This window comes from Maritimibacter sp. DP1N21-5 (assembly GCF_019218295.1).
GTDB lineage: Bacteria > Pseudomonadota > Alphaproteobacteria > Rhodobacterales > Rhodobacteraceae > Maritimibacter.
On sequence record NZ_JAHUZF010000006.1, the window covers coordinates 442,577 to 462,458 of the forward strand.

Genomic DNA, 19,882 nt, shown 5'->3' on the forward strand with positions numbered 1-19,882 from the left:
CCGGAAGATGGGCCGCCGGGCCCGAAAGCACAAGAGCAAAGGCAGGAGACGAAAGGCAGCGCGCGGTGCGGATTTTCGGCTTGACGGGTCAGGGTGCCACAGGTAATCAGCCCCCCACGTAGCCGGGGGCAACCCCGGTTCGGGCGACGAGCTGCAAGGTGCGGCAGCGGACTGTAACTCCGCCGGGGAGACCCACGCCTGGTTCGATTCCAGGGTCGCCCACCACTCCTCCTCCTGATTTGCGACGTTTCTGCGATGGCCGGCCCGTGCCGGTGGCGCTACTTTGCGGTGACGTTCTTGACTGCGCGACGCAGGGGCGGGCACGCGTCTGTGCTCGGTGCGGATGTTCAAGGGCGCGGATGGGGTTTCAGGGGCAGCTCTTGCAGCAGAAGAGTCCAGAAGTTCCATTTATTTTCTTTTGAAGCCAGTAACTTTCAGCTGATCCTGCATGAAATGAGACTATTCGACAGGGCCCTCCTTGGCGGTTTCATGCCGGGCCGCACGCGACGTTCCGGCGGTATTCTACCGCGACGAGTTTGCTGACTCGCCGTCCGGAACGTATCGCCCATCTGTGCATTGTGGACCCACACAGCCCGTCACATGTCGACGTGCAAGAGAAAAGGAGAACCACAATGACCATTCTCAAGAAAACGCTCAGCCTCGCTGCCGTGCTCGCCGCCGGTGTATCCACCGCAGCCCTCGCGCAGGACACGGATGCCAGCGGTGGCGTCGGCGCAGGTGTTGGCGTGAACGCGGAAGTGGGCGAGGACGGCCTCTCGGTCGGTGCCGATACCGGTGTCGATGGTGGCGTCTCCGCGAATTCGGACGCCGCGGGCGGCGCGGCCAACGTCGACGGCGACGCCGGCTCCACGCTTGATGCGTCGAACGACGGTGCACCCGGCACCGACAACTGGACTTACGGTCGGGTCATCTCTTCGATCCAGACCGGTGCCATGGCCGATGTCGATTATGACTCCATCACGGCTGACACGATGATCGACGTGGTCACGCTCTCCGAACTCGAGGGCGAAGGCGCCGAGAACAGCGGCGCGCTCGACGCCGAGCTGTCCGCGATGGCCGATGCCCAGACCGAGATGCGCGATGGCATCGCTGCCAACGCCGATCTGACCGCGGCCCTCGAGGCCGAGGGCCATACGTCCGACGACGTGGTGGCTATCTGGTCGAACGCCGATGGGTCCTACAACGTGCTCGTCGACGACCGCGGGTAACACCCCGTTCGAGGTAAGGTGCACATCGGGATGGTCCCTCGTGTCCCGGCAAACCCCCGTCGCTCGCGGCGGGGGTTCTGCGTTACGGCTCTGTGCGATTGCAGGCCGAGACAGTGGGGGAGGACCACATGGAGCGGGTGATGAGATTCGAACTCACGACCCTTACCTTGGCAAGGTAATGCTCTACCCCTGAGCTACACCCGCGTCCTGTGGTGGGGTGGATGTATTGAACTGGCGTGGCGGCTGCAAGGGGCGTTTTGGGAATTCTCGCCGATCAGCGCGCGTGCCCGTATCCGCGCCCCCCGGACACGAAAAGACCGCCGCGAAGCGACTTCGCCGGCGGTCTTCGTTTCGTCCCTTCCGGGGAACCAATTGGAGCGGGTGATGAGATTCGAACTCACGACCCTTACCTTGGCAAGGTAATGCTCTACCCCTGAGCTACACCCGCATCCTTTGATGAGGGCGGATTTATAAAACCCCATGCGTGCTTGCAAGCGCTAAATCGCGGGTAGGTGGAAAATTCTTCTGTCGGGGGAGAAGTATCCCTTGCACAGCGCCACGCTCAGCGCGGCAGAACCCGGGCGAGTTGCGCGAGGTCCTGGGTCATGGCGCGGCGCATGGCAAGGGACATGACCGGCATCAAGACCGCCTTGAAGCCCTCGGGCCGGCCACGGTTGGTCAGGCGCATCCGCGTGCGGCCCGCTCCCTCGTCGAACCATTCGTAGACGGTTTCCATTGGAAACGGCCCATCCTCGGTGGACATGACGAGGCGTTCACCGGGGATATGCTCGCGGATTTCATAGGTATAGGCGAGGGCGCGGCCCATGAATTGCGCGACAAAGGCCGCCCGCGCGCCCGGCGAGGTGCCGGGGGCGGTCTTCCAGTCGACGCTCGCGATGTTGCGATACCATCGGGGCGCATTGCCCATGTCGGCGGCGAAGGCCGCGAGGCGGGGTCGATCGGCCTTGATCACCCGTTCGACCGATACGGACAGCGGGCGGGTCAAGGTGCGATACCCACGGCATCGACCCAGGCGCGGCAAGTGGCAGCGAGCCAGCGCTCGTCGATCTCCTGACCGAAGGGGAAACAGGCGATGGCGCGCTGGTCCGACGGCCATGTGAGGCGGGCATCGGCCTCGGGCAGAAGCCGCGCGCCCGTTTTCGTGTCCTTGGCCCCGGCGCCCCGGTGGAAGATCACCCGCACTTGTCCGCCCTTGGGCGGATGGTTGAGCGTGATGAGATCACGTCCCCCAAACGCAAAGGAGGGCGCGTTCCACTTGCGGCCAAGGCTGGCCTCGGGAAGGGCGGCGGCGATCACTGCCACCAGCCGCACTTCGAGCAGCTTCGCCTCGGGGCCTATGGCTCAAACTCCACGAGCAGGTCCTTGGCGTCGATCTGGGCGCCCGGGGACACATGCACCGCCTTGATCACCGCGTCGCGTTCGGCGTGGATGCCGGTCTCCATCTTCATCGCCTCGATGGTCAGGAGCATGTCGCCGGCCTTGACCTTGGCCCCGGCCTGCGCGGCGACACTGGCCACCACGCCGGGCATCGGCGCGCCGATGTGGTTCGCGTTCCCCGCCTCGGCCTTGGGGCGCGACACATGGGTCGACTGCACAGCGCGGTTCGGAACGCGGATGGTGCGGGGCTGACCATTTAGCTCGAAGAACACGCGGACTTCGCCCTCCTCGTTGGTCTCGCCCATGGCCTGCATCCGGATTTCTAGTGTCTTGCCGGGGTCGATCTCGGCCTCGATCTCTTCGCCTGGTTCCATCCCATAGAAGAAGGTTCGCGTCGGCAGGGTGCGCACCGGGCCATAGATCCTGTGGCGGCCCATGTAGTCGAGGAAGACCTTGGGATACATGAGATACCCGTTCAGGTCCTCGTCATCGACCGGGTAGCCTTCGAGCTCTTTCTTGAGGTCCTCCTTGGTCGCCTCGATGTCCACGGGCGGGAGCTTCTTGCCCGGACGTTCGATGTCGGGTTTCTCGCCCTTGAGCACCTTCTTGACGATGGCCTTGGGGAAGCCGCCCGGGGGCTGGCCCAGATTGCCCTTCATCATGTCGATGACGGAGTCCGGGAAGGACACCTCGACCTTGGGGTCCTCGACCTGCGCCCGGGTCAGGTTCTGGCTCACCATCATCAGGGCCATGTCGCCCACGACTTTGGACGAAGGCGTCACCTTCACGATGTCGCCGAACATCTGGTTCACGTCGGCATAGGCCTGCGCCACCTCGTGCCAGCGCTCCTCGAGCCCCATGGAGCGCGCCTGCGCCTTGAGGTTGGTGAACTGGCCGCCGGGCATTTCGTGGAGGTAGACCTCGGAAGCAGGCGCTTGCAGGCCGCTCTCGAAGGCGGCGTATTGGCCGCGCACGGCCTCCCAGTAGTTGGAGATCTCGCGGATCGCGCCGATGTCGAGGCCGGTGTCGCGGTCGGTGAACTGGAGCGCCTCGACGACGGTGCCCAGCGTTGCTTGGCTGGTGTTGCCCGAGAGCGCATCCATCGCGCAATCGACGGCGTCCACGCCGGATTCTGATGCGGCAAGGATGGTGCCCGAGGCGATGCCCGCCGTGTCATGGGTGTGGAAGTGGATCGGCAGATCGACTGCATCCTTCAGCGCCGGGATCAGGACGCGGGCGGCGGCGGGTTTCAGAAGCCCGGCCATGTCCTTCAGGCCCAGCACATGGGCGCCGGCCTTCTCGAGCTCCTTGGCCATGGCGACGTAATACTTGATGTCGTATTTCGCGCGGTCCGGGTCGAGCACATTCCCCGTGTAGCAGAGCGTGCCCTCGATCACCTTGCCGTTCTTGCCCACCGCGTCCATCGCGACGCGCATGTTCTCGACCCAGTTGAGGCTGTCAAACACGCGGAAGACGTCCACGCCCGTCTCGGCGGCCTGGCGGACGAACTCCTCGACCACATTGTCGGGGTAGTTGGTGTAGCCGACACCGTTCGACGCGCGCAGAAGCATCTGTGTCATGATGTTGGGCATGTGCTGGCGGATGTCGCGCAGGCGCTGCCACGGGCATTCCTGCAAGAAGCGATAGGCCACGTCGAAGGTGGCACCTCCCCAGCATTCCACCGAGAAGAGCTGGGGCAGGTTCGCGGCATAGGCGGGCGCGATCTTGATCATGTCGATCGAGCGCATCCGGGTCGCGAGCAGCGACTGGTGCCCGTCGCGCATGGTCGTGTCGGTGATGAGCAGTTGCTTCTGCTGTTTCATCCACTTGGCGACCGCTTCGGGACCCTCTTTATCCAGCAGCGTGCGCGTGCCAGGAGCGAGTTTTTCAGTCGTGAGTGTCGGCAGCACCGGCGGCTTCAGGTCTGCACGCGGTTCGGGACGGTCCTTGACCTCGGGATGGCCGTTCACGGTGATGTCCGCGATATAGGTCAGGATCTTGGTCGCCCGGTCGCGGCGTTTCTTGAAGTTGAAAAGCTCCGGCGTCGTGTCGATGAACTTGGTGGTGTATTCGTTGTTCAGGAACACCGGGTGCTTCAATAGGTTGATCACGAAGTCGATGTTCGTGGACACGCCCCGGATGCGGAATTCCCGCAGCGCCCGGTCCATCCGCTTGATCGCCTGTTCGGGGGTCTGGCCCGACGCCGTCACCTTGACCAGAAGCGAGTCGTAGTACCGCGTGATGACCGATCCGGCATAGGCCGTGCCGCCGTCCAGACGGATGCCCATGCCGGTCGCGGTGCGATAGGCGGTGAGGCGGCCGTAGTCGGGGATGAAATTGTTCTGCGGGTCCTCGGTGGTGATCCGGGTTTGCAGCGCGTGGCCGTTGAGTTTCACATCGTATTGCGAGGCGACGCCGGTCGCCTCTGTCAGCGACTTGCCCTCGGCGATCAGGATCTGGGCGCGCACGATGTCGATGCCGGTCACCTGCTCGGTGACAGTGTGCTCGACCTGCACACGGGGGTTCACCTCGATGAAGTAGAAGTTGCTCGTGTCCATATCCATCAGGAACTCGACCGTGCCCGCGCAGGTGTAATTCACATGCTCGCAGATCTTGCGGCCAAGGTTGCACAGGTCCTCGCGCTGGGCGGCGGAGAGGTAGGGGGCAGGGGCGCGTTCGACGACCTTCTGGTTGCGGCGCTGCACCGAACAGTCGCGCTCCCACAGGTGGTAGATGTTGCCTTGGGTGTCGCCAAGAATCTGCACCTCGACGTGGCGCGCGCGGGTAATCATCTTCTCGAGGTAGCCCTCGCCGTTGCCGAAAGCGGCTTCGGCCTCGCGGCGACCCTCGCGGATCTTTTCCTCAAGCTCCTTGGGGCTCTCGATGGGCCGCATCCCGCGACCGCCGCCGCCCCAGGAGGCTTTCAGCATCAAGGGATAGCCGATCTCCTCGGCCTCTTTCGCGATGGCCTTCATGTCGTCGCCAAGGACCTCGGTGGCCGGGATGACAGGCACGCCTGCCTCCATCGCCACCTTGCGGGCCGAGGCCTTGTCGCCCAGCTTGCGCATCACCTCGGCCTTGGGTCCGATGAAGGTGATGCCCGCAGCGTCGCAGGCGTCGACGAACTCGGGGTTTTCCGACAGAAGGCCATAGCCAGGGTGGATCGCGTCGGCGCCCGAGAGCTTCGCCACCCGGATGATCTCGGGGATCGAAAGATAGGCCGCGACCGGACCCAGTCCCTCACCGATCTTGTAGGCCTCGTCCGCCTTGAAGCGGTGCAGGCCCAGCTTGTCCTCCTCGGCATAGACGGCGACGGTCTTCTTCCCCATCTCGTTCGCCGCCCGCATGATGCGGATCGCAATCTCGCCCCGGTTCGCAATGAGGATTTTCTTGAAGTCCGCCATAGGTTTCTCCCGGGCCTGTCGCGCTACGATGGCGGTCACGCTAGGCGATGCTGCGATGCGGCGCAAGACGCGCTGCGCACGGGGCCATTGCCGGACACAAAAAGGCCCCGGGCGATGAACCCGGGGCAGTCTTGTCGAACGGAGACCGTTCAGGGAGAAACACTTGAAAGGGCGAGTTTATTCGCCTTGGGGCACCATGCGGTTGGCGAGCTTTACCTCCTGGAGGATCAGGGCGAAGACGAGGCCCACCACGGCCAGTCCCGCCGCGATGAAGAAGATCGGATGGATGGCATTGGACACCGCCGCGCTGATCATCTCCTTCGCTTCGGCCGGGAGCGCCCGGAGCGTCTGGGGACCGAGTTCGAGCCCCGCGCCGCCCGCAAAGGCTTCGCCAGCGCCGCCCATCTGGCTGGACAGGCGCGACGCGAAGAGTGCGCCGAAGACCGCGACCGCGATGGAGCCGCCGACCTGCCGGAACATGAGGCCGGCCGCGGTGGCGGTGCCGAGTTGCTGCCGCTCGACCGCGTTTTGTGCGGCGGTCGTGAGCACCGGGAAGATGGCGCCAAGGCCGAGCCCGACGATGGCGAGCGAAGCCGAGAACTGGGCCGTGGTCGTCGACTGGTCGATCTGCGTGAGCAGCAGGAAACCGCAGGCCAGAAGTGACATGCCGATGATCGGAAGCACCCGGTAACGGCCCGTGCGCCCCATGAAGCGGCCCGCCGTCACCGAAGAGAACAGGATCCCTGCCGTCATCGGGATGAGCATGAGGCCGGAGACCGTCGGGCTCACGCCCTTGGCGATCTGAAGGTAGATCGGCAGGAAGGTCACCCCCCCGAACAGCGCCGCGCCCGTCACGGCGGACATGATCGAGGTCACCCAGAAGACGTTGATCTTGAAGAGCGGCAGCGGAAGGATCGGCTCCGGCGAGCGGCTTTCCACGAAAAGGAAGGTGCCGAGCGCCACGACGGCGAGCAGGGCGAGGCCGATGATCTCGACCGAATCCCAGGCGAAGGTCGCGCCGCCCAGCGAGGTGGCGAGCGTGATCGAGGCGAGCGTCACCGACAGCGCGAGCGCACCCCACCAGTCGATCACGTGCTTCGTGCGCAGTCCGGTCGGCTTGAAGGCCGAGGCAAAGCCCAGGACGGCGAGGATGCCGATCGGCACGTTGACGTAGAAGATCCAGTGCCAGGAGAAGCTCTCCACGAACCAGCCGCCGATGAGGGGGCCGATGACCGAGGAGATCGAGAAGGTCGCGGCGAAGATGCCCTGCGTCTTGCCCCGGTCCTTGGGCGGGATCACGTCGCCGATGACGGAGAGCGCTAGGACGAACAGGCCGCCGCCGCCAAGCCCCTGGATCGCCCGCGAGACGATGAGCCAGGTCATGCTCTGCGCCGCGCCGGCGAGGGCCGAGCCGAGAAGGAACAGCCCGACCGACACGAAGACGATGTTGCGCCGCCCATAGAGGTCGCCAAGCTTGCCATAAAGTGGCGCGGCGATGGTGGAGGCGAGGATATAGGCCGTCACCACCCAGCTCAGATGCTCGAGCCCGCCCAGATCGGACACGATGGTCGGAAGCGCGGTCGACACGATGGTCTGGTCGAGCGAGGCAAGAAACAGGAGCGCGCCGATGGACAGGATGATCGTGCGGATCTTGCCACTGTCGTAATGGGGTGCGGCGGAATGGGGCGGGGAATTGGTCATCGTATCGGTCAGTGCCATGCTGGAAATCCTTGGGAGTTGGTTCTAGATAGTGTCCGTGGCAGTTATGTGTCAAGCGCACATAAATGTGTGTGGCAGGAAATTGACTTGTTCAATTCCGCAGGCCATATCCGGCGCATCATGTCGCACAGAGCGTTCAAGAAAGGCCCCATGGCCCCCGCACTCGCCGCCGCGCCCTTCTCGGACGCGGCCAAGGAAGCGTTGATGGAGCTGGAGGGGGCTTTGTTCCTCTGGCACCGGATGCTGCACAAGGGCGAGATGACCGGGCGACTTCTGGCGGAAACCGGCATCGACCTGGATCCTGCAATCTTTCAGGGGCTCATGGCAGTCGTGCGGATCACCCATGGCGTCGGGCGCGACGCGCCCGCGGAGCCGACGGTGGGCATGATGGCCGAAGAAATGACCATCGACCCTTCGCGCGCCAGCCGCATCGCGAGCGAGCTGATCGGGGGTGGCTACCTCGAACGTGGCGCCGCGCAGGACGACGGGCGCAAATCGGTGCTTCTGCTTACCGAGAAGGGGCGCAAGGCCTTCCTGACCGTGCGCGATCTGCGCTGGCAGCGGATGGTGTCGCTCTTTTCCGATTGGAGCGAAACGGACATCGAGACCTTTTCCGACCTCTTCGGGCGTTATGTGGAGGGGGTCATGGGGGTGCGCGCCGACGCCCGCTCGGACGCAAAGAGGGAGTAGGAGCTGAACGTCCGACGGTTTGCGGCAGGCGTCAGCATGCCTATATCTGGCCGGGAGCAATCGCTACGGAGCCTGCCATGACCCCTTCGTCACAGACCGTTCTGGGACGCTATTCGACCGCCGAACAGGAGCGGATGGTGCGCGAAGGGTTCCTCGCCAAGATGCTGCGTTTCGGCAAGAAACTCCCCTTCGCGCGGGAGGCCGTGGCCTCTTTCCATGCCATGCAGGACCCCAAGGTGCCGCTTGGTGTGCGGATCGCCGTGGTGGCGCCGCTGGCCTATTTCGTGATCCCCACGGACATGATCCCGGATTTCCTGCTGGGGCTCGGCTTCACCGATGACGCACTGGTCTTCTGGGCCGCCTGGCGGTCGTTCCGCAAACACGTGACCCCGGTGCACTATGCGAAGGCGGATGAGGCACTGGGCAAAACGCAGGGCGCGCCTGAAGACGCACCCTGCGTTTGAGGTGTGATCCATTCGATCAGCGGGTGAATTTCTTGTATTTCAGCCGCTTCGGCTCCAGCGCATCCGGGCCCAGACGCCGTTTCTTGTCCTCTTCGTAGTCCTCGAAGTTGCCCTCGAACCACTCCACGTGGGCCTCGCCTTCAAACGCCAGAATGTGGGTGCAGATGCGGTCGAGGAAAAAGCGGTCGTGGGAGATGACCACGGCGCAGCCGGCAAAGTCCACCAGCGCATCTTCCAGCGCCCGAAGCGTCTCCACGTCGAGGTCGTTGGTCGGTTCGTCGAGAAGGATGACGTTGCCGCCGGATTTCAGGAGCTTCGCCATGTGGACGCGATTGCGTTCGCCGCCCGACAGAAGGCCCACCTTCTTCTGCTGGTCGCCACCCTTGAAGTTGAAGGCGCCGCAGTAGGCGCGACTGTTCATCTGGGCGTCGCCCAGGTCGATGATCTCGGCCCCGCCGGAGATTTCCTCCCACACCGTCTTGTTCGCATCGAGCGCGTCGCGCGACTGGTCGACGTAGCCCAGCTTGACCGTGTCGCCGTATTCCACCGTGCCCTCGTCGGGCTGTTCTTGCCCGGTGAGCATCTTGAAGAGCGTGGATTTACCGGCGCCGTTCGGGCCGATCACGCCGACGATGCCGCCCGGCGGAAGGGAGAAATCAAGGTTCTCGATGAGGAGCTTGTCGCCCATCGCCTTTTTCAGGCCCGTGACCTCAATCACCTTCTGCCCAAGGCGCGGTCCGCGCGGGATGACGATCTGCGCCTTGCCGACCTTTTCACGCTCGGACTGTTCGGCCATTTCGTTGTAGCGGTCGATCCGGGCCTTCTGCTTGGATTGACGCGCCTTGGCACCCTGACGGATCCACTCCAGTTCCCGTTCCAGCGTCTTCTGGCGCGAGCTGTCTTCCTTGGCTTCCTGCTGAAGACGCTTGGCCTTCTGTTCGAGCCAGGCGGAATAGTTGCCCTCGTAGGGAATGCCGCGACCCCGGTCGAGCTCGAGAATCCAGCCGGTGATATCGTCGAGGAAATAACGGTCGTGGGTGACGATCAGGATCGTGCCCTTGTATTCAATGAGGTGCTGCTGGAGCCAGGCGATGGTTTCGGCGTCCAGGTGGTTGGTCGGTTCGTCGAGGAGCAGCATCTCCGGCGCTTCGAGCAAGAGCTTGCAAAGCGCCACGCGGCGGCGTTCCCCGCCAGAGAGCGTCGCGGTGTCGGCATCGTCCGGCGGGCAGCGCAGTGCCTCCATCGAGATGTCGACCTGCGCGTCGAGGTCCCAGAGGTTCTGGCTGTCGATCTCGTCCTGTAGCCGGGCCATTTCATCCGCAGTCTCGTCGGAATAGTTCATGGCCAGCTCGTTGTAGCGGTCGAGGATGGCTTTCTTCCCCGCGACGCCCAGCATGACGTTTTCGCGCACGGTAAGGCTGTCGTCGAGCTCGGGTTCCTGGCTCAGATAGCCTACCTTGGCGCCCTCGGCGGCCCAGGCCTCGCCCGAGAAATCCTTGTCTTGCCCGGCCATGATGCGCATGAGCGTCGATTTACCGGCGCCGTTGACGCCGACCACGCCGATCTTGACCCCCGGCAGGAAGGAGAGGCGGATGTTCTCGAAGCACTTTTTGCCGCCCGGGTAGGTCTTGGACACGCCGTCCATGTGATAGACGTATTGATAGCTGGCCATGGAATTCCTCGTCGTCTGGTTGGCCGCTATGTAATCGGGCAGGGGGCGCGTGGCAACGGGGGGCTGAGGACCCGGCGGTGAAGCGAGGGGTCAGAGCCTCTTGCGGTAGCCGATCGGGGCGCCGGGAATCTCGAACGGCTCGAAGCCTGTGCGCCGCAGGATGTCGCGGGCGGCGACGTTGTTCGGCCAGACGCTCGCGATGGCATGGGAGGTGCGGCGCGGGGCCTGCGAAAGGGCAGCGGCGAGGAGGTGGCCCCCGATGCCATGACCCCTATGCTGGGGAAGGACCGAAAGGTCGCCCAAGACCAGACTGCGACCCTTGAAATAGCTGCCGAGGATGGTCCAGGCAACGTAGCCTGCGAACTGTCCGCGCCGTTCGGCAACGGCGACCCGGCGGGCACCGTCAGGGGAGCGGATCGCGGCGGAGAAGCCCTCGATGGACGGCAGGTGGTTGAACCCCTCTTCGCGGCGGCGATGCGCCTCGACCGCGATGAAATGCAGCGTTTCGATCCGGGGAATGTCGGCGATTTTTGCCGGGCGGATGATCAGGTCGGGGGTCATGGACCCAATATGCAGATTGGCAACATCACGACAATTGATGGCGCGCGGGGAGGTTTCGCTTTGCGATCTGCCTGTGTCGCGCTAGGCATAGCCATGCGGGGATGGTCCCCGCGATGAGGAGATCACTCATGTCGCAATTTTGCCGAGCATATCTTCCGTGGGGTCAAACCCACTAGGCGCGGCCTCGTGACATGGTGACATGACCGGAAGGCCGCCCGCGAGAGCGGCCTTTTTCATGACTGCCGGGATGACCCGGACACCCCTGAAAAACACCGGACCCGTGGGCGGCTTTCCTTGGATAGTGAAGGAAAGACCTATGGTTTACGTGACCAATACCACCCTCAGGCCCTCGCCCAAGCGGGTCATACGGATCGGGCGGATCGTCTTCGCCGTGTTGCCGGCGGCGGCTGGCGGCAAGACCCCGCGTCGGGTCCTGCCCAAGCGGCTGACGCAATCCGTGCCGGAGCATCTCCACCGCGATGTGGGGCTCCCGCCTGCGGCCAAGCCGAGCCGGATGCCGCCGGACATTCTGGGGAGAACGATGATGTGAGGGTGCCGCCCGGCGATCGAGACAGGTCGCCGGGCGTTTTCGCCTGCGGGATCACTCGTAGCCGGAACGCCGCGCGTCCCAGAGGGTGACGGCGTAGAGGACAAACCCGAAAGCCGACAGCGCCGCGCCGACGTAGCCCGCAACGGGGAAGTCATGGCCGGCAGCGACGAAACGCGCGGCGAGGAATGGCCCGAGCGCGTTCGCGACGTTGAAGGCCGCGTGGTGCAAGGAGGCCGCGAGTTGCTGGGCATCGCCCGCGACGTTCATGAGCCGGGTCTGCATCACCGTCGACACGCCGCCGAGGACTGCCATCAGGAAGACGGCAAGCGCCATGGTGACGAGCCCGCCCGAAACGGCGGTGGGCAGGCACAGGAGCACGACAGCTCCGAGACCGAACGCGGCAAAGGCAGTGCGGTTGAGGTTGCGGTCGGCGAAATACGCCATGAGCAGGTTGAAGAGCGTCATGCCGAGACCCGCGGCGATCAGGACCAGAGCGACCTGGCTCTCGGTCCCGCCGAGCGTCGTTTTCACCATCGAGGCGATATAGGTGTAGACCGCGAAGAAACCGCCGAAGCCGACCGCGCCGGTGAGCACAGTCAGAAGCACTTGCCGGTTCCGGAGCGCCCCCAGTTCCCGAAGCGGGTTCGCGTCCGGTGCCGCCCGCGTGCGCGGTGCTTTCCACGCGACGGCGGCGGCGGTCGCAAGGGCGAGGAAGCCCACGATCACGAAGCCCGAGCGCCAGCCGATGGCGGAGGACAGGAGGCTCGCCGCCGGGACGCCGATGGTCGTCGCGATGGTCAGACCCAGAAACACTCGCGCCACCGCCGTGGCCCTCTTGTGACGCGGCACGACCCCGGCGGCGACCAGCGCAGCCACGCCGAAATATGCACCATGGGGCAGGCCCGACAGGAACCGGGCTGCCACGAACAGGCCGAAACTCGGCGCCATGGCCGAGATCGTGTTGAAGACCGCGAAGGCGAGCATGAGCCAGATGAGAAGCGTGCGCTTGGCCAGCTTCGCCCCGGCGACGGCAAGAAGCGGCGCGCCGATCACAACGCCCAGGGCGTAGGCGCTGATCGCGTCCGCGGCCCGGGCTTCGGTCACGCCGAGATCACTCGCGAAGTTCGGCAGGAGCGCCATGGCGGCAAATTCGGTGGTGCCGATGGCGAAGGCCCCGATGCTAAGCGCGGCGATCACCGCGCCAGCCGAAGGGCCGCGGGAGGCAATGTCGGATAGCGTCGGGGCAGGGGAGAGCGGTTTCGGGTCCGCAAGGTGGTCGGTCATGTCCGGCTTTCTGCGATGCGGGGACCCGCAGGTCCGGTTCGCCTCCCTGCGCATGGACTACCGCAGCGAGCCGGGGTGCGGCAAGCGGGTGTCGGGTCACGTCACTGTGCGCAGGTGCACGACAGGATCCGCCGTTCTGCCGACAGGTGGGTCAGAGGCGCTTCTCGAAGAAATGGTCCGGGTAGGGATCGTCGTTGAAGCGGTCGATCTCGGTCCAGCCGAGACGGCGATAGAGCGACACCGCCTCGGGAAGCTGGCTGTTCGTGTCCAGACGCAGCGCCGCCATGCCCAGGTCACGGGCGGATATTTCGATCCGGGTCATGAAGCGCTTGGCGAGGCCCAGTCCCCTTGCGGACGGGGCGATCCAGAGGCGCTTGACCTCTCCCCATGGCTCGGCGTCCGCGAAGTGGCCCTTCAATCCGCCGCACCCGATGGGCAGGCCGTCGGACATGGCGACGAAGAACGCGCCCTGCGGCGCCATCATCGTCGTTGCCTCGGGGTCCTTGGAGAGATGGACCTCGAAGCCGCGCTCGAAACGGCGGGCGAGTTCGGCGTAATATTCTGTCAGGCAATAGATCGCCTCGGGCGCGCGGGGATCGGTTTCCACCAGGTCCACCGCATGTTGGCCGAGGGCGGAGGCGATGAGGTCCATCGCCGCAAGCAGTTCGCCGGCTTTCGGGTGGCTTTGCAGGAGCCGCGCTGCGCGGTCGTTCGAAAGCGCTTCGTAGGCGGCGAACTCGGCCTGACCCTTCGGCGTAAAGCGGGCCACCCGCCGCCGCGCGTCCGCGCTGTCGATGGTCGTGGCGATCAGTCCCTCCTCTTCGAGCCCGCGCAGAAGGCGGCTCATCAGGCCGCTGTCGAGGCCAAGGTAATCGCGGATCGCGGCAACCTCGGTCATGCCGCGTCCGATGGCATTGAGAACCCGCGCCGCGCCCAAGGGGCGGCCCCGGCCGAGAAAGCTCTGGTCCATGACGCCGGTTTCGCGGGTCACGGCGCGTTGGAAACGGCGGATGCGGTCGATTTCGGTCGGGGCAGACATGTCGGACTCAGGTCAGGAAAATTTACTGACGATGGTCAGATAACGATGCCAAGGTCAAGTGGCGCAACGCTATTCCGTTGACAGCTTGGGCGCGGAAGGCCAATCAGGCGCGATGCGGCATGACATCCCCTACGCGCGCCCCGGCGCCAAGATCGGACTGCTGGGCGGGTCTTTCGACCCGGCCCACGAAGGTCATGCCCATATCACACGCGAGGCGCTGAAGCGCTTCCGCCTCGATGCGGTCTGGTGGCTCGTCTCGCCGGGCAACCCTTTGAAACAGCAGGGGCCGCGGGCGTTGGAGCTGAGGATCGCGAAGGCGCGTGACGTGATGCTCCATCCGCGCGTAAAGGTGACGGGGATCGAGGCGCGGCTGGGCACGCGCTTCACGGCCGAGACGCTGGAGGCACTCTTCGCGCTCTATCCAAGCACTCGCTTCGTCTGGCTCATGGGGGCTGACAATCTGGCCGGTTTTCATCGCTGGGAGCGTTGGGACTGGATCATGGAGAACCTGCCCATCGGCGTGATTGCCCGACCCGGCGACCGCACCGCCGCGCGGCACTCGAAGGCGGCGCAGGTCTTTGGCGACCACCGCATTCCGGGGCGCCACGCCGCGCAACTGGCCGACATGCGCCCGCCGGTCTGGACGCTGGTCAACATCCCGATGCGACCGCATTCCTCGAGCGAGATCCGGGCGCGGGGGGAGTGGAAGGACTGAGCCGGGGCAGTGCACTCCGTGCCGCCGTGCGATCAAGGAATTGTTTCCACTCTGCCCCTTGTCGGGACGCGAAGCCTCGGCTTTACTTGTCCGCATGAGGGGAATTTCACGGCGCTTTTTTCTGTCTGGTCTGGCCTCGACTGTCGCAGGCGCGGCGGTCGCCGAGGCACCGCTCACCTCGATCCGGCCGCCACCGCGCGGGACCATTCCGTCGCCCGCTCTCGTCGCCGCGAGCACCCGGTCGGCGCCCCAGATCGACGCGCTGATCGCCGAGGCACAGCTGGGCGGTGACGTGGGCTTCGTGGTTGCGGACGCGAAGACCGGCGTCATCCTCGAAGAACACAACGGCGCGACGCCGATGCCGCCTGCCAGCGTGGCCAAGGCGGTGACTGCGCTTTATGCCTTCGACACGCTGGGGATGGGACAGGTCTTTCCGACGCAGCTTATCGCCACGGGTCCGATTTCCAACGGCCAATTGCGGGGCGACCTGATCCTCGTCGGCAGCGGTGACCCGACGCTCGACACCGACGGGCTCGCCGACATGGCGCAGGCCCTGAAGGCCAAGGGGGTAACCTCGGTCTCCGGGAGCTTCAAGGTCTTCGGGGGTGCCTTGCCCTATGTGCGGTCGATCGACCCCGAGCAGCCCGAGCATCTGGGCTACAATCCCGCCGTGATGGGGATCAACCTCAACTACAACCGCGTGCATTTCGAATGGGCGCGCGCCGGGAACGGGTATTCGGTGGCGATGGACGGGCGGTCGGATCGCTATCGTCCCGCCGTCCAGATGGCGCGGATGAGCGTCGTGAACCGCGATCTCCCGGTCTATACCTACAAGGCCGCGGGCATGACCGACGAATGGACGGTGGCCGCGACGGCGCTGGGCAACGGCGGGTCGCGCTGGCTCCCCGTGCGCCGGCCCGACCTTTATGCGGGCGAGGTGTTTCAGGCGCTCGCGTCGGTCCATGGGATCAAGCTGCCGCGCCCGGAGCCTGCGACCGCAATGCCGGCGGGCACGCCCATCGTCCAGCACAATTCGGCGGATGTCTCGACCATCGCGAAGGACATGCTCAAGTGGTCCACCAACCTGACCGCCGAGGTGCTGGGCCTGAGCGCCTCGGCCAAACGCGGGACCGGCGGGTCGCTGGCTGCGAGCGCACGCGGCATGAGCGACTGGATGCGGCAGGGGCTGGGCGCGAAGAGCGCGTCGTTCCACGATCACTCGGGCCTCTCGGATCAGAGCCGCGTGTCGGCCGAGGACATGGTGCGGATGCTGGCCAAGATAGGGCCGGGCGGGGCGCTTCACAGCCATATGAAAGAGGTCGCCGTGCGCGGCGCCGACGGCAACACGATCGCCGAGCCGCCCTATCGCATCCACGCCAAGACCGGCACGCTCAACTTCGTCTCGTCGCTGGCGGGCTATACCACGGCGGCGGATGGCAATGTGCTGGCCTTCGCGATCTTCACGGGTGACGTGGCGCGTCGTCGGGCGCTGTCCAAGGCCGAGATGGAGATGGCGGCGGGCGCCAAGAGCTGGTCGGGCCGCTCCCGGATGCTGCAACAAAAGCTGATTTCGCGCTGGGTGACGGTCTACGCCTGAGCCAGAGTCAGACGGGCAACGGCGGCCGACAGGGCCGCCGCCGTTTCTTCTTCATGTCGAGGATGGCCTGACCTCAATCCCGGGTGGGAATGTTGACCGCCTTCTCGGAAGCAGGCCGTGCCATGCAGGCGGCGCGCCAGCGCATCACGTTGGGGTAGTCGGCAAGGCCCAGCACGTCGTCGGCCTTGTAGGCGGTGGACAGACCGCGAACCCAGGGCCAGGAGGCGATGTCGGCGATGGTATAGGCGTCGCCCATGATGAAGTCGCGGCCTTCGAGGTGTTTGTCAAGAACGCCGAGCAAGCGCTTGGTTTCGTTGAGGTAGCGCTCCATCGGACGCTTGTCTTCGATGTCCTTGCCGCCGAAGGCGTAGAAGAAGCCGAACTGGCCCAGCATGGGGCCGAGGCCACCCATCTGCCACATGACCCACTGGATCGTCTCATAGCGCGTCGCGGGATCGTCCGACAGGAAGAGCCCGGACTTGTCCGCGAGGTAGATCAGGATCGCGCCGGTCTCGAACAGCCCGAGAGGTTTGCCTCCGGGACCGTCGGGGTCGATGATCGCGGGGATCTTGTTGTTGGGGTTGAGCGACAGGAACTCGGGCGTGAACTGGTCGTCCTCCATGATGTTCACGAGGTGCGGCTCGTAGGGCAGGCCGGTTTCCTCGAGCATGGCCGAGACCTTGATGCCGTTCGGGGTGGGCAGCGAATAAAGCTGGATCACACTCGGGTCGGCCGCGGGCCAGCGTTTGGTGATCGGGAAGTCTTCGAGCATGGGTAATCCTTGCGGTTCGGATGTGAGGACAGATCGACGTCAGGCTACTGCGAAAGGGGCCGTAGCGCACGCTCGCGCGCGCATCTCCCCTGCACAGCTGCTGTGCGACGCTCCTAAAGCGTCATATGCCGCGCCCGTGCGCCCCGTTCGATGGCGGCAGCGGCGAGCCGGTCGATGGACAGCTCGTAACGGATTTCTTCCAGAAGGCGCAGTTCGGTTTCCCGAAGCGCCCCATCGGCGGCGGCCACGTCGCAGGCCATCGCATAGGCCGTTTCATTCAGCCGTTCGGGCAGGTTCTCGCGCACGATGCCGAAAAGCGCGTCGAGCCCGTCTTCCTCGCTCATGAGGTCATAGACCGCGTTCGAGACACTGCTGATCCTGTCGGCGTCGTAATCACCAAAGATCGGAAGGTGGTTCACGATCTCCTCGATGCGCAGAAGCTCTGACGTGCGGACATTGCCGTCCGATACGGAGACGGCGACCATGACGGCGATCAGGCTGTCTTGCGGCGAGAAGGAATGGGGAAGATCGGGCACCGGGTTCTCCGTGTCGGTTGGTTCGTTGTTGCTATGCAGATTATTGACGCTTACCCCCCGCTTCAATAGGTAGACCCTTCGATAAACCCCTCTCCCAATCGGACGGACGAGCACATGAGCACCCTTCGTGACACCGCGATGACTTCGAAAGCCTGGCCCTTTGAAGAGGCGCGGGCGCTGCTCAAGCGCTATGAGAAGGGTGCGCCGGACAAGGGATACGTGCTGTTTGAAACCGGCTATGGGCCGAGCGGCCTGCCGCATATCGGGACCTTTGGCGAGGTGATGCGCACGACGATGATCCGCCGCGCCTTCGAGGTGATCAGCGACATCCCGACGCGGCTTATCTGTTTCTCGGACGACCTCGACGGCATGCGCAAGGTGCCCGAGAACGTGCCGGAGCAGGAGATGCTCCACGCCAATATCCAGAAGCCGCTGACGAGCGTGCCGGACCCCTTCGGCGAATACGAAAGCTTCGGCCACCACAACAACGCCATGCTGCGCCGGTTCCTCGATACCTTCGGGTTCGAGTACGAGTTCTATTCGGCGACCGAGTTCTACAAATCCGGTCAGTTCGACGAGGTGCTGCTGTCGGCGGCCAAGAACTACGACAAGATCATGGAGATCATGCTGAAGTCGCTGCGCGAGGAACGCCAGCAGACCTATTCGATTTTTCTCCCTATCCACCCCGACACGGGCCGCGTTCTTTACGTGCCGATCAAAGAGGTCAATGCCGAGGCAGGCACGATCACCTTCGACGACGAGGACGGAAAGGAATGGACGCTTCCGGTCACCGGTGGGGCCGTGAAGCTCCAGTGGAAGCCCGACTTCGGCGCGCGCTGGGCGGCGCTCGATGTGGATTTCGAGATGTATGGCAAGGATCACTCCTCCAACACGCCGATCTACGACGGAATCTGCCGGGCATTGGGCGGACGGGCCCCGAACCATTTCGTCTACGAGCTCTTCCTCGACGACAAGGGCGAGAAGATTTCCAAGTCGAAAGGCAACGGTCTGACCATCGACGAATGGCTCACCTATGCCTCGACCGAGAGCCTTGCCTATTTCATGTATCAAAAGCCCAAGACGGCGAAGCGCATGTTCTTTGACGTGATCCCGCGGGCGATGGACGAATACCACCAGCAGCTTGCGGCCTATCCGGGCCAGACGCTCGAGCAGCAGCTCGCAAACCCGGTCTACCACATCCACAACGGCGACGTGCCGGAGTCGAAGATGGTGGTGAACTACTCGATGCTCCTGAACCTCGCCTCGGTGGCTTCAGCGCATGACAAGTCGGTGCTCTGGGGGTTCATCCGAAACTATGCGCCGGACGCCACGCCCGAAACGCATCCCGACCTTGATGCCGCCGCCGGTTTCGCTGTGAAATACTATGAGGACTTCGTCGCGCCGACGAAGCAATACCGCGCGCCCAGCGATCTGGAGCGCGAGGCGCTGACGGAACTGCGTGACCGGCTTGCCACTTACGAGGGCGAGCGCACGGGCGAGGCGCTCCAGTCCGAGGTTTTCGCCGTCGGCCGCGAACGCTTCGAGCCGATGCGCGACTGGTTCTCCGCGCTCTATCAGGTGCTCCTGGGCGCTGACCAGGGCCCGCGCTTTGGCTCCTTCATCGCGCTCTATGGTGTCGAGAAGACGGTCGCGTTGATCGATAAGGCGCTGGCGGGCGAACTCGTCGGGTGAGGCCTGTCGCCGGTTGACGAAATGGGACGCCCCGGCCACGGTCGGGGCGTCGTCATTTGGAGGTTGCGATGCGGGCATTGGCTCTGGGGTTCACCTGTCTGGCGACGGTCGCAATGGCCGATGTCTGGGAGGTCGGGCGCTTTGGCGTGAGCATCGAACTGCCCGACGAGCACGAGGGCCGCGATCTCGTCTGGCGCGCCGACCCGCCGCCTGCGAACGCCGACGGCCAGCGGTTTCGGGTGGACGGCACGGGGATCTCGGTCGCGGCCTATGGCGGCTACATGGTCGAGAACAGCTTTGAACGGACGGTCGAAGCGGCCCGGGTTTTCGCGGAACAGGATGGCAGCACCGTCACCTACCGTGCAAGCGGCGAGGGCTGGGCCGTGCTGTCCGGGCGGCGCGCGGATGGCACGGTCTATTACCACCGGCTGGCCCTCGCGCCCGATTGCGAAGGGCAGGAGATCATCGCCAACGTGATGATCGAACGGGAGCCCGGTGAACGCTGGTTCGACACGCTGACCGGTCCCATCGCCAAGTCGCTTGGCGGCTGCGCTGAGTGA

General features: G+C 64.8%; 18 protein-coding genes and 3 tRNA genes. 9 read left to right on the plus strand and 12 right to left on the minus strand.

Annotated elements, in window-relative coordinates; all coding sequences use genetic code 11:
• The first annotated feature begins 141 nt into the window (after nucleotides 1-141).
• A tRNA-Tyr gene (locus KJP29_RS09790) sits at nucleotides 142-225 on the plus strand.
• 407 nt (nucleotides 226-632) lie between these two features.
• Nucleotides 633-1,229 (plus strand): hypothetical protein, encoded by a 597-nt coding sequence (locus KJP29_RS09795; protein WP_218463384.1) that lies wholly within the window; start codon nucleotides 633-635, stop codon nucleotides 1,227-1,229.
• A gap of 129 nt (nucleotides 1,230-1,358) precedes the next feature.
• Here KJP29_RS09795 and KJP29_RS09800 read toward each other — a convergent pair.
• From KJP29_RS09800 to KJP29_RS09825, 6 genes are all read right to left on the minus strand, one after another.
• Nucleotides 1,359-1,433 (minus strand) — tRNA-Gly (locus tag KJP29_RS09800).
• Nucleotides 1,434-1,602: 169 nt separating this feature from the next.
• Nucleotides 1,603-1,677 (minus strand) — tRNA-Gly (locus tag KJP29_RS09805).
• Between the two features lie 114 nt (nucleotides 1,678-1,791).
• Entirely contained in the window at nucleotides 1,792-2,235 is a 444-nt protein-coding gene (locus KJP29_RS09810; protein ID WP_218463385.1) for an SRPBCC family protein, read from the minus strand.
• On the minus strand, nucleotides 2,232-2,552 hold the full coding sequence (locus tag KJP29_RS09815) for a DUF1801 domain-containing protein (RefSeq protein ID WP_218463386.1): 321 nt from the start codon (nucleotides 2,550-2,552) through the stop codon (nucleotides 2,232-2,234). Before KJP29_RS09815 ends, KJP29_RS09810 begins: the two co-directional genes overlap by 4 nt.
• Nucleotides 2,553-2,584: 32 nt before the next feature.
• The gene (gene pyc, locus KJP29_RS09820; protein WP_218463387.1) at nucleotides 2,585-6,031 is read right to left on the minus strand and encodes a pyruvate carboxylase; all 3,447 of its coding nucleotides are present in this window, start codon (nucleotides 6,029-6,031) and stop codon (nucleotides 2,585-2,587) included.
• A 177-nt stretch (nucleotides 6,032-6,208) separates the two neighbouring features.
• A complete protein-coding gene (locus KJP29_RS09825; protein ID WP_255553534.1) occupies nucleotides 6,209-7,750 on the minus strand; it encodes an MDR family MFS transporter in 1,542 nt (513 codons plus the stop codon).
• 150 nt (nucleotides 7,751-7,900) lie between these two features.
• Here KJP29_RS09825 and KJP29_RS09830 point away from each other — a divergent pair, with 150 nt between their 5' ends.
• Both KJP29_RS09830 and KJP29_RS09835 read left to right on the plus strand, forming a co-directional pair.
• A complete protein-coding gene (locus tag KJP29_RS09830) occupies nucleotides 7,901-8,440 on the plus strand; it encodes a MarR family winged helix-turn-helix transcriptional regulator (protein ID WP_255553535.1) in 540 nt (179 codons plus the stop codon).
• A gap of 77 nt (nucleotides 8,441-8,517) precedes the next feature.
• Entirely contained in the window at nucleotides 8,518-8,904 is a 387-nt protein-coding gene (locus KJP29_RS09835) for a YkvA family protein (protein ID WP_218463388.1), read from the plus strand.
• A 16-nt stretch (nucleotides 8,905-8,920) separates the two neighbouring features.
• Here the strand turns inward: KJP29_RS09835 and ettA are convergent, their stop codons facing one another.
• A complete protein-coding gene (gene ettA / locus KJP29_RS09840; RefSeq protein WP_218463389.1) occupies nucleotides 8,921-10,576 on the minus strand; it encodes an energy-dependent translational throttle protein EttA in 1,656 nt (551 codons plus the stop codon).
• Nucleotides 10,577-10,666: 90 nt separating this feature from the next.
• Nucleotides 10,667-11,137: a GNAT family N-acetyltransferase gene (locus KJP29_RS09845; RefSeq protein ID WP_218463390.1), complete on the minus strand. Its 471-nt coding sequence runs from the start codon at nucleotides 11,135-11,137 to the stop codon at nucleotides 10,667-10,669.
• Between the two features lie 316 nt (nucleotides 11,138-11,453).
• Between KJP29_RS09845 and KJP29_RS09850 the strand changes: the two genes are divergently transcribed.
• A complete protein-coding gene (locus tag KJP29_RS09850; RefSeq protein WP_218463391.1) occupies nucleotides 11,454-11,687 on the plus strand; it encodes a hypothetical protein in 234 nt (77 codons plus the stop codon).
• A 51-nt stretch (nucleotides 11,688-11,738) separates the two neighbouring features.
• On the opposite strand, the gene KJP29_RS09855 is transcribed toward KJP29_RS09850, so the two are convergent.
• Both KJP29_RS09855 and KJP29_RS09860 read right to left on the minus strand, forming a co-directional pair.
• Nucleotides 11,739-12,971, minus strand: a complete 1,233-nt coding sequence (locus KJP29_RS09855; protein ID WP_218463392.1) for an MFS transporter — start codon at nucleotides 12,969-12,971, stop codon at nucleotides 11,739-11,741.
• A 151-nt stretch (nucleotides 12,972-13,122) separates the two neighbouring features.
• On the minus strand, nucleotides 13,123-14,010 hold the full coding sequence (locus tag KJP29_RS09860; protein ID WP_218463393.1) for a bifunctional helix-turn-helix transcriptional regulator/GNAT family N-acetyltransferase: 888 nt from the start codon (nucleotides 14,008-14,010) through the stop codon (nucleotides 13,123-13,125).
• A 112-nt stretch (nucleotides 14,011-14,122) separates the two neighbouring features.
• Between KJP29_RS09860 and KJP29_RS09865 the strand changes: the two genes are divergently transcribed.
• Both KJP29_RS09865 and dacB read left to right on the plus strand, forming a co-directional pair.
• On the plus strand, nucleotides 14,123-14,725 hold the full coding sequence (locus KJP29_RS09865) for a nicotinate-nucleotide adenylyltransferase (RefSeq protein ID WP_218463394.1): 603 nt from the start codon (nucleotides 14,123-14,125) through the stop codon (nucleotides 14,723-14,725).
• Nucleotides 14,726-14,819: 94 nt separating this feature from the next.
• Complete coding sequence (gene dacB, locus KJP29_RS09870; RefSeq protein WP_218463395.1) at nucleotides 14,820-16,322, plus strand: D-alanyl-D-alanine carboxypeptidase/D-alanyl-D-alanine-endopeptidase; 1,503 nt, start codon at nucleotides 14,820-14,822, stop codon at nucleotides 16,320-16,322.
• A gap of 73 nt (nucleotides 16,323-16,395) precedes the next feature.
• Here the strand turns inward: dacB and KJP29_RS09875 are convergent, their stop codons facing one another.
• Both KJP29_RS09875 and KJP29_RS09880 read right to left on the minus strand, forming a co-directional pair.
• Nucleotides 16,396-17,094 (minus strand): glutathione binding-like protein, encoded by a 699-nt coding sequence (locus KJP29_RS09875; RefSeq protein ID WP_218463396.1) that lies wholly within the window; start codon nucleotides 17,092-17,094, stop codon nucleotides 16,396-16,398.
• 113 nt (nucleotides 17,095-17,207) lie between these two features.
• Nucleotides 17,208-17,630: a tellurite resistance TerB family protein gene (locus KJP29_RS09880; RefSeq protein ID WP_218463397.1), complete on the minus strand. Its 423-nt coding sequence runs from the start codon at nucleotides 17,628-17,630 to the stop codon at nucleotides 17,208-17,210.
• Between the two features lie 114 nt (nucleotides 17,631-17,744).
• On the opposite strand from KJP29_RS09880, the gene KJP29_RS09885 reads away from it, so the two are divergent.
• Both KJP29_RS09885 and KJP29_RS09890 read left to right on the plus strand, forming a co-directional pair.
• Nucleotides 17,745-19,322 carry a lysine--tRNA ligase gene (locus KJP29_RS09885; protein ID WP_218463398.1) on the plus strand — a complete coding sequence of 526 codons (1,578 nt, stop codon included), beginning with the start codon at nucleotides 17,745-17,747 and terminating at the stop codon, nucleotides 19,320-19,322.
• 68 nt (nucleotides 19,323-19,390) lie between these two features.
• On the plus strand, nucleotides 19,391-19,882 hold the full coding sequence (locus tag KJP29_RS09890; RefSeq protein ID WP_218463399.1) for a hypothetical protein: 492 nt from the start codon (nucleotides 19,391-19,393) through the stop codon (nucleotides 19,880-19,882).